The following is a 12,765-nucleotide window of genomic DNA, read 5'->3' on the forward strand; positions in this document are numbered from 1 at the left end:
AGACCGGATTTATGGGGTTTGGGGCAGTCTAGCAAAGGTGAAAGGCCTCTGGAAACACAATTCAACGTAAATCCAACCAAATCAACGTTCATAGTCTGCCACCGTGTTGATCGACAGGCGATTGAGATGATTCTGCCGTGCTCTCGGGCGCGACTCTCCAGATTTCTACCGGCATATGGCTGGCCTTCCATCGCGATAGGAACAGCTTGTTCCCCCTTGCTGCGCCTGCTCGCGGCTGGCGCAATCGTGGCCACAGCGCCTTCTATTTCTCGCGCCGATGTTGCATTTTGTGTCGGTTGGTTGCAATCTACACACGTTTCCACATATTGCAACATACATCAAACATGGATCAACATAAATCCACGAACATTCCTCGACATGCGCGCGTGGTGATCGTCGGTGGCGGCATCGTCGGCTGTTCGGTGGCGTATCACCTGACCCGTATGGGCTGGACCGATGTCGTGCTGCTCGAGCAAGGGCAACTGTCGTGCGGCACGACCTGGCACGCCGCCGGTCTCGTCGGCCAGCTGCGCGCGCAGGAGAGCATGACAAAGCTGATCCGCTACTCGACCGCGCTCTATGCCGAACTCGAAGCCGACACCGGCCTCGCCACCGGCTGGAAACAGTGCGGATCACTGTCGGTTGCGCGCACGGCCGAGCGCATGACGCAATTGAAACGCACCGCGGCAGTTGCGCGCGCATACGGCGTCGCGTGCGACGTGATCGGCCCGAACGCAGCTGGCGAGCTGTGGCCGGTCATGCGCACGGACGACCTGCTCGGCGCCGTATGGCTCCCCGGCGACGGCAAGGCCAACCCGACCGACCTGACTCAGTCGCTAGCACGCGGAGCAAGAACGCGCGGTGCACGCATCGTCGAGAACACGCGCGTGACCGCTGTCCATACCAGGCAGGCTGCCACCGGTGGCCGCGAAGTGAGCGGCCTCGCATGGCGCAACAAGGACGGCGACGAGGGCACGATAGATGCGGAAATCGTCGTCAACTGCGCGGGCCAGTGGGCGAAAGCGATCGGCCGCCTGTGCGGCGTCACGGTGCCGCTGCATTCTGCCGAGCACTACTACATCGTGACTGAGCCGCTTGCAGGTGTACATCCCGACCTGCCGGTGATGCGCGACCCGGATGGATACATTTACTTCAAGGAAGAGGTGGGCGGGCTCGTGATGGGCGGTTTCGAGCCGAATGCGAAGCCGTGGGGAATGGCCGGCATTCCGGAAAACTTTGAATTCCAGCTGCTACCCGACGACTGGGATCAATTCCAGATCCTGATGGAAAACGCGCTGCATCGGGTGCCCGCGCTCGAGACCGCGCAGGTCAGGCAGTTCTACAATGGGCCGGAGTCGTTCACGCCCGACAACAACTTCATGCTCGGCGAAGCCCCCGAACTGCGTCACTTCTTTGTCGGCGCCGGGTTCAATTCGATGGGTATCGCGTCGGCCGGCGGCGCAGGGATGGCGCTTGCCGAATGGATCGTCGCCGGTGAGCCGACGATGGACCTGTGGCCGGTCGATATCCGCCGCTTCGCGCGCTTCAATGGCAACGACACGTGGCTGCACGATCGCGTCAAGGAAACGCTCGGCTTGCACTACGCCATGCCATGGCCTAATCGCGAGCTGGACACTGCCCGGCCGTTCCGGCGCTCGCCCCTCTATTCGCAACTGAAGGACGACGGGGCATGCTTCGGCAGCAAGATGGGCTGGGAGCGCGCAAATTTCTTCGCGCCCTCGCCTGCCGAGGCGCGCGTCGACTACGCATTCGGCCAGCAGAACTGGCTGCCCTGGAGCGGTGCCGAGCATCGCGCGTGTCGCGAAGGCGTGGCGCTCTTCGACATGACGTCGTTCTCCGTATTCCTCGTGAAAGGACGCGACGCGGAGGCGGTCCTGCAAGGCATCGTCGCCAACGACGTGGCGGTGCCACCGGGTACGACTGTCTACACCGGCTTGCTCAACGAGCGGGGCGGCTATGAATCCGACTTCACGCTATGCCGACTCTCCGACGATCAATATCTGATCGTCACCGGCTCGGCACAAACCACGCGCGATTTCGACGCCATCGAAAAGCTGATCCCCGCCAACAGGCACTGCACGCTCGTCGACATCACCGGTCGGCATGCGGTGCTGGCTGTCATGGGTCCGCGTTCAAGGGCCTTGCTGCAGAGTGTGTCGAAAGCCGACTGGAGCAACGAGGCGTTCGCCTTCGGTCAAAGCCGCGAAGTCGACATCGGCTATGCGACGGTACGCGCGACGCGTTTGACATACGTTGGCGAGCTCGGCTGGGAACTGTACGTGCCCGTCGAATTCGCGGTCGGTGTGTATGAAACGCTGCACGCTGCCGGCGAACCCTTCGGCCTTGTCAACGCCGGCTACTACGCGATCGACTCCCTGCGCATCGAAAAGGGTTATCGCGCGTGGGGCCGCGAGCTCACGCCGGACGTCAACCCCTTCGAAGCAGGGCTCGAATTCGCCTGCAAGCTGAAGACGGACGTGCCGTTCCGCGGCCGGGACGCGTTGCTGACGCTGCGCGACCAGCCGGTTCGCCGCCGATTGGCGATCCTGACGGCTGACGGCGCCAGCGACCGGATGCTCTGGGGCGGCGAAGCGATCCTGCGCAATGGCGTGCCCGTGGGCTTCGTCAGTTCGGCGGCGTTCGGCCATACGTTGGGCCGTCCTGTTGCGATGGGCTACATCAACAATCCGGACGGCGCCGCCGATGTGGACTATCTGACAGGCGGCAGATACGCAATCGACGTCGCCGGTGAGCTGCTGCCGGCGACGGTTCATCTGAAGGCGCCCTATGATCCTCGCTCCGGGCGCGTCAAAGGCTGACCGGAGAGGAAGCGTGCGCGCATAGCGCTTTAAGGCAAACGCCTGCCTGCCCCGTTGACTAAGCCTTGCCTGCCGGGAGGATCCGATGGTCATCGAGACCATCGCGTCCGCTCTTCACTATCTCGCGCGGGGTCGCGCCGAGCAGCCGCTGGACCCAGTGCGCCATGTGACTCTGATGCGCAAAGCCCGCTTCAAGCGCGATCTGCGTCACGCTCAAACGGCCCTGCAATAACAGGGTTTTCGCGCGCTCGACCCTTCGATGGATCACGTACTGATGGACCGGCATGCCGAGCGTCTCGCGAAACAACACCTTGAAGTGCGGCACGCTGAAGTCGACCAGCGCAGCCAGTTCGGCGAGCGTCAGATGTTTGTCGATATTGCTTTCGATGAAGTCGATGACACGCGCCGCCGCGTTGGGGGCGAGCGAGCGCCGGCGGTTGTCGGGTTCGGGCGCCCCTTCCAGCAGCCTCACGACCACCGCCGTGCACAGACTCTCCGCATAGAGCGCATCCGATGCTTCCTCAGCTTCGAGTTCGGCGCGCAACGCCCAGACGAGATAGTGCAGACGCCTGTCACGTAGCTGGAACTGTGGCCTGATGTGCGCACGCGCCGGATTCAGGTGCAGTTGCCCGGCCGTCGTGCGTGCGAATTCATCGCTGATCCAGATGCGCAGAATCGTGCAGTCCGACTCGTCGGTCCACACGCCGTCGAGGCCAGCGGGGATGACGTCGGCGTCGCCATGCGCCTGAATGCGGGCGACGCGGCGACCGTCGCACAGGCATCGTGCCTTGACGGGCGTACCGACGTGTACGCCTATCCTGTGATGCGTGGTCGCAGGAATCCGGTGCTCGCCAGCCGGGATGCCCAGCATTTCGACGCCGAACCCCTGCCAGCCGAGTGCCGCGCTGGAACGCAGGCTGACTCTGCGACCGACTTGCGGTGTGAGATTCGACGTGAGATGCGGCGTCGCGAGTTGCATGACATCTCCTTTCCGGAAGTCCACGGTTTGTGCGTGCATTGTGATGCGTTTCAGCCCGGTCCGCTTGTCCCCGATGTCACGTTACATCGCCGACCCGAAAATCATCCGAATCTGCTCAAATTGATCCGCACGCGCGCGTCCCGCCTGCAACACGCTCCTATGATGCCCTCAAGCAAACAGACAAGGAGCGCTTGATGTACGTCATATTCGGAGCATCCGGCAAGGCAGGACAAGTCGCCGTAAAACGTCTTCGCGATGCGGGCCAGTCCGTGCGCGCGGTCGTGCGGACTGTGGATCAGGGCCGAATGTTCGCTGCGTTGGGATGTGAAGTGGTGGTTGCGGACCTGCTGAATCGCGACTCCGTCGCGAGCGCCATCCAGGGCGCGCACTCGGTGCAGATGCTGTGCCCCGTACCGTCGGCTCATCCGGATCCCGAACGCGCGATGCGTGACATGATCGACGTTGCTGCCGACGCATTGAGTGCAAATCCGCCCCGACACGTGCTTGCGATATCGGATTACGGGGCTGAACTCGACGCCGGTAGCGGCATCACGCTGCTCTTCCATTACCTCGAGGAACGGCTGAAACGCGCCGTGCCGCATCTGACGCTGCTCCGCTCGGCCGAGCATATGCAGAACTGGGCACGCGTGTCCCCGGTTGCGCTCTCGACAGGCGTGCTGCCGAGTTTTCACCACCCGCTGACCAAACGATTCCCGACGGTGTCGGCGCATGACGTCGGCGAGGCGGGCGCGGCGCTGCTGCTCGAAGGCGCGCCGGATCCGCAAGTGCGCGTCGTGAGCATTGAAGGACCCGCGCGGCCTTGCGCCCTCGATGTGGCACGCTCGCTTGGCGAAGCGGCAGGCCGGGAGATCGTCGCGCATGAACTGCCGCGCGATCAGTGGACATCGACGCTGCTACGCGCAGGCCTGAGCGAGCATCATGCGCGACTGATTACCGACCTCTACGACTCACACAACGCGGGTTATATCGACGTCGAAACGAACGCCACCAAACGACGTTTCGGATCGACGTCACTGGCGGAAGTATTCGCCACCATCCTCGCGCAAAACGCACCTGCAGCGGCGCGATAACACTGTCGCCGGACGGGTGCGCTTCGCGTGGCTCGTGGCTCGGACAGGTAGATCGGGCTTTCGCTATCTGGTTGGCCCCGTTTGCCGCAGAACGTCCGCTGCGATCTGTGTTCTGCCAGGCGGTGCCGCCCGTGGCGAAGCCGGCGCGTCCCTCCGGCTTCGCCACAAGCAGTATCCGCTACGTCCTGGACCCCGTGGCCGGCCTTTTCTTCGCCTGCAGGACGCGCACCCGAGCCATGGCTGCCTGGTCGGATGTCGTGCTGTCGTAAAGCGACGCAAGGTCGGATTTCAGTGCGGTGCGTGAATTGCCGTCGAGGTAGATCATATGACCCGACGGGTAGTATTTGACCGTCAGATTCTTGCGCACCGTTGCGTCCTGCAACGGCATGTTCTGCAAGTCCATCGTGGTCTGATAGAAAGGCGTGACGGCATCGTAATAACCATTCGCCGACAGAACCTTCAGATCGACGTTCAGCGCCATCGTCGCCGCCAGGTCGCCAGCCGTGTACAGCACGATGTTGCCGTTCACGTCCTTCCCCTTCTGGGCACCCGTCGGGTCGATGTGACCAAAGTCCCAGTTTGCAAACGCCTGATCGTTCAGGTCCGTGAAGGGCGACACCGACGTGAACTTGAGCGTGTCGTTAAGATAGGTGTTCCACATCGCGGTGTACACGCCACTGACCGCGGTCATCGTTGGGTCGTTGCCGCCCGAATTCGGATTGATCACGGCAGCGATGCCCGTCCCTACTCCGGTGACCCGGCCGTCGTAAGCTCCAAGCTCGAGACCTTGCGCCTGCAACAGGGTCGTCAGGAACGCCGTATTGCCGATCGCATTGGGTGCCGCCACATTCAGGCTCCAGCTATCGAGCACCACCGGAGGGATACCGATGAAATCGCTGAGTTTCTGCACGGTCGCAGCATCGGGATTCGGAAACGCCGCCAGGGCGGCCGCGTACGGTGTCAGCGCAAACGGAATCACGGTCTGCGTATACGCCGGCAGGTTGGCAGGGGCCGGCGTGACGTTGATCTTCTGGTGATACCACGCGTCGGCGGCACAGGTTGGCAACAGCCCAATCGGGTTGCCGGCCTGTGAATAGTCGAGAATCGACGACTGCAGCGTGACGCCATTCAGGTCGATGCCGGCTTCATGCAGCAACCACATGAGCACGCACGAGCGGGCGGTGCCGTAGGATTCCCCGAACAGGAATTTGGGCGAATTCCAGCGATCGTAGACGGTCAGGAAACGCTCGATGAATTGCCGCAACGAGCCTGCGTCTTCGTCAACGCCCCAGAAATCCTTGTTCCTGTTCGGCGCGATCGCGGCGGAATAACCGGTGCCGACCGGGTTAATGAACACGAGGTCGCTTCTGTCCAGCAGACTGTCCGGGTTAGGCTCCATCGTGTAGGGCGCAGCCGGCGTGAATTTCGGCATCTCTGTCTTGATGCGTTGCGGCGCGAACGAGCCCAGCAGGAGAAAAACCGATGACGAACCGGGTCCGCCGTTATAGAAGAACGTGACCGGCCGGGTGCTATGGTCCGCGCCGTCGGCCGTGAACGCCACGTAGAAGATCTTGGCCGCGGGTTGCGCACTACTCGGATCGCGCGTGACAAGATGGCCGGCCGTCGCTGTATAGTCGATCGCCTTCCCGCTCAGGACGATCTGATGGTGTGTGATCGCCGCCTGCTCCGTGGAATCGGTGATCGAATCGTTGGGGCCGTTGCCGTAGGCAATGGGATCGGCATAGGGCTGGTCGGGTTGAATGGCAGTTGCAGCTGTTGACATTTGTCGTTACCTCGCAGAATTCTGAACCGATGAAGCGTCGAACCAGATCGCGTCATGGGTTCACATCGTCCTCATTTGGTCCGACGTGGAGACGGCAGGACCGAGGCGCACAAGATCACGCCGCCGCGTGAAAAACCGTTAGAGCGTGCGCGAAAACCACCCTGCATCTAAGCCCTTGTCAATGCAGCGAGCAAGGCTTTGCCGTCCGGTACGCCCCAACCCGTCACTGCGTCATAGCCTGGGCCGGCTGAATATCCCTTGCCAGGTTTTGGATGAGACGCGTTCTGGCCGCTGGTAATGTCCCGGCACGCCGACTGCCCCTGTGGCTTGCCATCGGCGTCTTGCGCGTACAGCAGAGGGGCGATGAAACGCTGTCGTTTGTCAGCGGGCAATGCTGCATTGATCCGGGCAATCAACGAAGCCCACAGGGGCGCCGAGGCGCTCGTCCCGCCATTTGGCGACGGTTGTCCGTCGAGGATCAGATTGTAGAGCGGAGGGCCGGCGAGTGCTGCGACATCTGGCACGACCCGGCCGTCGATACCGCCCCGGTTGAGCGAAGGAACGCTCACGCTCTGCCATCCAGGCCGCGCAAACAAGGTGCTGACGCCGCCACCAGTCGCGCCTCCCCCTTTCGTGGTTCGCCTTCCCGGTGACTCCCACCACACAACTTCTGAAGCGGCGCTGCCTGTCAGCATCGTTCCCCCAATAGCGAGCACATTGGGACTCGATGCCGGGAATTCCACGTGGGCCTGAGCCCCGCTCATGTTTGCTCCCGAGCCATCGTCTCCGGCCGAGACGCACACCGTAATGCCCTGCAGAGCGGCCGCCTGCAGTCCATTGTTGATTGCCTGCAGGGCCGCTGCGGACCAGTCCGGCGAGTCTTCGGCCAGGCCATAGCTGATCGAGAGGCACACCGGGGTGGCAGGCTGACCCGACGCCACCTGGGTTAGCAGATCAACCCAGCCCTTCTGATCGAAGCTGGCAAAGTAGACGTAGACGGTTGCATTTGCACACAATGCCGCGACAATTTCCACGTCCATCATCACTTCGCCCGTCTCGTCCAACACTACGTTGCCCACGTTCGCTGGCAGGCTGTGAAGTTGCGCGGCAGTAAGCGGCGAAAGGTCGACGGATACGATCTCGATGTTCGGTAGCGCCCTGCCCTGCGCAGCGCAGAATGCCCTGACGTCGTCAGCAAGATAGGCCGGTGCGAGAAAGGAGCCCGACTGAAGCGGAGCACCGAATTCCGCGATGGCAACGCTCTGGCCAGCGCAATCGCCCGACGGAAAGTTGTAGAGGACCTCCAGCTGCGCCGGCGTGAGTGGCCTTCCCATGGATTCCGCCGGTTGCGCAGATCGACGATGCGCCACCCGGCGCTGGTCCAGGCCAAACACACCGGTCACGATCCCGGCTAGCTCCGCGGGTACCTTCAGCGTCCCCTCGCGGCCGCGAAATTCGCCCTGCTCGGCGTTGTGATAAATCCCGAGACCCGGATGGAATGCTGACTCCATTGCGGCGGCTGTTCCGCTCATCCTGAGGCTGCGCCGGTCCGGGGCCAGTTCCTCGGTCGTCAGGCCGTATCCTCGCAGCACGGCCTCAACCGTGTGAACATCCCCGGATGCTGCACCATAACGTTGTGCGAATTCCTCCGGAGTCAATGCCGGTTCCGATGCCGCCGTAACATCCGGCAATGCGGGAGCCTTCAAAGTGATCGTGACTTCGATATGCGCGTGCGGATCGACATCGCGCAATCGCCGCGCGTCGCTCTTCGACGGGCGACGACTGCCGGGTAACTCGACATGGGTTTCAGTCATTTCGGCACCTCCAGTTCCAATGCACCGCGCCTGGATTACCCCCGCACATATAAGTATCGTCCTGATCCACGGAAAGTGAACCAATGAAAGGTCAACTCATATAATTCGTTATACTGAGTTAATTGTGCTATTAAGGGAATCAGGATCCTTCTCGGTGTGCGTAGTCTGTCAACAAGCCACGCAGTTCTTCAAACTCCGCGCTGAATTGCGAGTGCGCTTCTTACCTAAGACGATCCCGAGCCGATGTGTTTTCAACCCGTCTGCCGCGCCGCGGAGACGCTCTGCCCGTTTTAATAACGTGGTGGATATGCGCGTTTTCAGCACCGGGGTTAACGGCTGGGAAATCGCGCCGGCCTGTCGGCGAGGAGAAAAAAGAACGCGCGAAGTTTGAGCGCAAGCGGCTCGCCCGGGCGATTCGTCCATGCGCTCGACGCTCCAGGAACTCCGTCAGAAACACCGGGCGTAACTGCGGACTTTGTTATCCAGGGTTTGCCCTGGAAATCCTTGCTGGAATGGCTTTAGTCGTCGCTTGCGAAGCGGACGCTGACTGACGGTCATCGTCAGTTTTCGCATGAAAAGTACGACTACCCGCGGGACGCAGATCGGATGCGCGCGCACAGATTGGCTCGACAAACTGGCTGAAGGCGGGACAACGCGGGGGGTGGGCAAGCAAACATGATGACGTCGCCGACGTTACTTGCGGTGGACTACACTCGTCTACACGTATGCGCGTAATGACCTGCCGCCGCCGTGTGGGGCGATCGTGTACGCCGGCGAAAAGCGGGCGCCTGCTCGTGCGAAGCCTGCCCACCTTTCTCGTATTTGGAGCTCGATACGATGAACCCCGAAGCCTATCAACCCTGTATCGATGCATGCGATGCATGTGCCGCCGCTTGCGCGCGCTGCGCATCCGCATGCCTTGAAGAACCCGGCATTGCGGTCCTGGCAAAGTGCATTCGGCTCGACATCGATTGCGCGTCGCTATGCCGGCTTACGTCGGCCGCGCTGGCGCGACAGAGCCGTTTCGCCCCTGAGTTCTGTGCGCTTTGCGCGCGGATCTGCGACGAGTGTGCAGACGAATGCGCAGGTCATGCACCCGAGCACTGCGGTACATGTAGCGACGCGTGCCGGATGTGCGCAGAGGCGTGCCGAACAATCTGATGACCCCGCACGCTGCCATCGCTGACCCGACCCGACAGCTTGCTCTCAAGCTGGGTAGCGACAGGCAGCGTGCCGGACCTCAAACCGTCGCCACTGTTGTCGCCATGCCAGGTTGACCGATATGCCGAACTTCGGCTGATCACCTGGCGTGGACCTCGATTCGTTGCGGCGTGATTCCTGTGTGATCGGGAAGGCTGTCAACCTTCTCCCCAAAGTGCTGGCGGGTGTTTCCCACTGGTTGATCGCACGACTTTGTGCGTAAGATAACCGTTCCGTGCGCCGATATGGTGCAGGCCCGCGAATGGCGGCAGGCAGGAGGCAGCGCCGCGATCGGCGCCAACGAGTGTTTTCATCATGCATGCGAGAGTGTGCTGGGCGGCTGCCCGTCGTGCGGTCGCATTGACACCAGGCGGCGCGGCGGCGTTCGCGGCGCAGACGGCGTCCGGTCGGCATGGCTGGGCCGCGCCGCTTCGTCACGCCTTGCTCGCAGTGGCTTGTGCGCTGGCCGCGGCAGCGGCCGCGCACCTCGGGACACCCGCCATTGCAGCCGGTCCAGCCAGCGACACGCCCGCCAGCACCACGAGCCGCGCCGATCCCACCATTTCGCCGCGCGACGCTGCCGTGCGTCAGGTCGTGCTAGGGATCATCAGTTTCACGCACTGGCCGACGCCGGCCACCCGCCTGCGCCTGTGCGTGACGGGCCGGCCTGACTACGCGCACGGCCTCGTCGACACGCTGCAGGCTGGCTCGACGCCGGTCGACGCGCAGTTCATCGGCTTTGATGATCCTGCCATCGGCGCAGCCTGCGACGTCGTCTATTTCGGCGACCTGAGCGACGATGAAAGGCAGCAAGCCAGAGCCGCCCTGGCCGGCCATCCAGTCCTGACCATCGCGGAACACAACCCGTCCTGCACGACCGGCAGCATGTTCTGCCTCAATGTCGATGACGAACCCATCACGTTCGACATCAATCTCGACGCCGTGGCGCGCAGCGGCGTACGGGTTCAGCCGAGTGTGCTCAAGCTCGCCCGGCGACCACTGACGCCATGAGACAGCCTGCGCCTCCCGGCTCCCCTCCGCGCCCGACGCTGCAAAGCGTGTTGCGCCGCGCGCACTTGCGCCTGGCGTTCGTCGCTGTCGCGATGGCCGCCGTGTCACTGATCGTGGTCGCGGTGATCGCGCTACGTGCCTATGCCGGCAATAATCTGAACCTGCTGGCCCGCTCGCTCGGCTATACGGTCGAGGCGGCGCTGGTGTTCGGCGACCGCATCGCTGCGGCCGAGGCGATCGGGCTGATCGCCAACAAAGAGGATGTGGCCGAGGTCATCGTCACTGATGGCAAGGGCCTGCCGTTCGCGGCGTGGCAGTTGCCCGTCCACAGCGCGATCGCCAGATTCGAGCGGGAGGTCGCCGGCATTGCGCTGCCGGGACCCGTCACCACGATGGTGCTGCATGACGGCATCGTCGTCGGTCAGGTCGAAGTGCGCGGCCAGGGGAGCCAGTTCTTCGGCTTCCTGCTTGGCGGCATCGGCGGGATCCTGGCCGGCCTCGCCATCAGCGTGCTCGGCGCCTATGTGAGCTCGCAGCGCCTGCTGCGCAACATCATCGCGCCACTACGCGCGCTGGCCGGGGTCGCCCACGCGGTGCGGCGCGAGCGCGCGTTCGAGCAGCGGGTCGAGCCCGTAGCGATCGCGGAACTGAACCAGCTCGGCGACGACTTCAACGCCTTGCTCGATGAACTCGAAGAATGGCAAAACACCCTGCGCGAAGAAAACGCTTCGCTCGAATACCAGGCCAACCACGACGCCCTGACGGGCCTGCCCAACCGTGTGCAGTTCGAGTCGCGCCTCGAGCGCGCCCTCAGCCGGGCCGCAGAGACGGGCCAGCGGGTTGCCCTGTTATATCTCGACTGTGACCGTTTCAAGGAGGTCAACGACTGTCTCGGCCATGAAGCCGGCGACGCAGTACTGATCGGCATCGCGGCGCGGGTGCGCGCGCAGATGCCCGAGGCCGATCTGGTCGCGCGCCTGGGCGGCGACGAGTTCGCCGCGATGCTGGCGCCAATGCGCGAGGTGGCCAGCGCCGGCCGTATCGCCGAGGGCGTACTGGCCACCATGGCGCCAACGATCGTCTTGCCCGATGGTCGCACGGTGGCCATCACGATGAGCATCGGCGTTGCGGTGTATCCCGATCATGCGACCGACGCAATCGGCTTGATGCGCGCCGCCGATGCCGCGATGTACCGGGCCAAGCGCGCGCGGCCGGGCTCGTGGCAGTTTGCCGAAAGCGTCGCCGGACAGGCTTGACGCCATGATCTGACGTAGCATCCGGGCCGTCGCAAGGGTGCGAAACAGCGCGCGCGCAGGGCGGGCGCGCTCAAGGGGGATGCGATGATGAGACAGTTGTTTCCAGCAGGCATTTCGCGGGTGGGCATTGGGAGCGCACTGCTCTTCTGTATGCTGCTCGGGGGCTGCAAGACGCCGCCGCTCTACCGCGGCCTGACCCAGACGCAGGTCCAGGCGCTCAAGTCGGAAGGATTCGACGAGACCGAGCAGGGCTTCGAGTTCGGCTCCAGCGAACCGATCCTGTTCGACTTCGACCGCTACGATCTCAAGCCTGACGTCCGCCGGACCGTCGAGCATATCGGCCACACGCTCGTGTCGGTGGGGCTGACCAGCGTGCGCGTCTATGGGTACACCGACCGGGTGGGCACGGATGCCTACAACGTCCGGTTATCGAAGCGCCGTGCCGAGACCGTGGCGAACGAACTGATCGACACCGGACTTCCTGCCGGCAGCGTGGACACCATCGGGAGAGGCAAGCTCGACCCGGTGGGCGACAATCGCACGGCCGCCGGCCGGGCCCAGAACCGCCGCGCGGCGATCGTCATCTCGCCGCGTTGAGCCGGCGCGGCGGCAAGTTGTCTTCGCCCCCCGGAGACGGCCTTCGGGCACACCGCTTTTTCGATCAGCGCCGCAATGACGTGCGACGGACAGAGCAGTTCGCACAGCATCAACCCAAGGTACACCGATGTTCGTCGAATCCTTCGGTCATCGCCGGCTGGCGGAAGCAGGCTACGCTTTGCCAATGTCATGAC

8 protein-coding genes and 1 pseudogene are annotated in these 12,765 nt (G+C 63.2%); 6 read left to right on the forward strand and 3 right to left on the reverse strand.

The window, feature by feature from the left end; translation table 11 throughout:
- Positions 1–344: 344 nt before the first annotated feature.
- The gene (locus B0G77_RS22775) at positions 345–2,840 is read left to right on the forward strand and encodes an FAD-dependent oxidoreductase (protein ID WP_133664382.1); all 2,496 of its coding nucleotides are present in this window, start codon (positions 345–347) and stop codon (positions 2,838–2,840) included.
- Positions 2,841–2,898: 58 nt separating this feature from the next.
- On the opposite strand, the gene B0G77_RS22780 is transcribed toward B0G77_RS22775, so the two are convergent.
- A complete protein-coding gene (locus B0G77_RS22780) occupies positions 2,899–3,819 on the reverse strand; it encodes an AraC family transcriptional regulator (protein ID WP_133664383.1) in 921 nt (306 codons plus the stop codon).
- 194 nt (positions 3,820–4,013) lie between these two features.
- Here B0G77_RS22780 and B0G77_RS22785 point away from each other — a divergent pair, with 194 nt between their 5' ends.
- Positions 4,014–4,910 (forward strand): NAD(P)H-binding protein, encoded by an 897-nt coding sequence (locus B0G77_RS22785; RefSeq protein WP_133664384.1) that lies wholly within the window; start codon positions 4,014–4,016, stop codon positions 4,908–4,910.
- Positions 4,911–5,088: 178 nt separating this feature from the next.
- On the opposite strand, the pseudogene B0G77_RS22790 reads toward B0G77_RS22785, so the two are convergent.
- Together B0G77_RS22790 and B0G77_RS22795 are read right to left on the reverse strand one after the other, a co-directional pair.
- A pseudogene (locus B0G77_RS22790) lies at positions 5,089–6,663 on the reverse strand (peptidase S1); the annotation flags it as partial.
- A 197-nt stretch (positions 6,664–6,860) separates the two neighbouring features.
- The gene (locus B0G77_RS22795; RefSeq protein ID WP_133664386.1) at positions 6,861–8,507 is read right to left on the reverse strand and encodes a S53 family peptidase; all 1,647 of its coding nucleotides are present in this window, start codon (positions 8,505–8,507) and stop codon (positions 6,861–6,863) included.
- A gap of 837 nt (positions 8,508–9,344) precedes the next feature.
- On the opposite strand from B0G77_RS22795, the gene B0G77_RS44455 reads away from it, so the two are divergent.
- The 4 genes from B0G77_RS44455 (at position 9,345) to B0G77_RS22815 (ending at position 12,571) form a co-directional block, all read left to right on the forward strand.
- Positions 9,345–9,668, forward strand: a complete 324-nt coding sequence (locus tag B0G77_RS44455; RefSeq protein ID WP_133664387.1) for a four-helix bundle copper-binding protein — start codon at positions 9,345–9,347, stop codon at positions 9,666–9,668.
- 354 nt (positions 9,669–10,022) lie between these two features.
- Positions 10,023–10,718 carry a YfiR family protein gene (locus B0G77_RS22805; RefSeq protein WP_133664388.1) on the forward strand — a complete coding sequence of 232 codons (696 nt, stop codon included), beginning with the start codon at positions 10,023–10,025 and terminating at the stop codon, positions 10,716–10,718.
- Positions 10,715–11,974, forward strand: a complete 1,260-nt coding sequence (locus B0G77_RS22810) for a diguanylate cyclase (RefSeq protein WP_133664389.1) — start codon at positions 10,715–10,717, stop codon at positions 11,972–11,974. The genes B0G77_RS22805 and B0G77_RS22810 overlap by 4 nt, the downstream gene beginning before the upstream one ends.
- Positions 11,975–12,061: 87 nt before the next feature.
- On the forward strand, positions 12,062–12,571 hold the full coding sequence (locus tag B0G77_RS22815; protein ID WP_133664390.1) for an OmpA family protein: 510 nt from the start codon (positions 12,062–12,064) through the stop codon (positions 12,569–12,571).
- Positions 12,572–12,765 lie beyond the last annotated feature (194 nt).

The organism is Paraburkholderia sp. BL10I2N1, from assembly GCF_004361815.1.
In the GTDB taxonomy this organism is placed as follows: Bacteria; Pseudomonadota; Gammaproteobacteria; order Burkholderiales; family Burkholderiaceae; genus Paraburkholderia.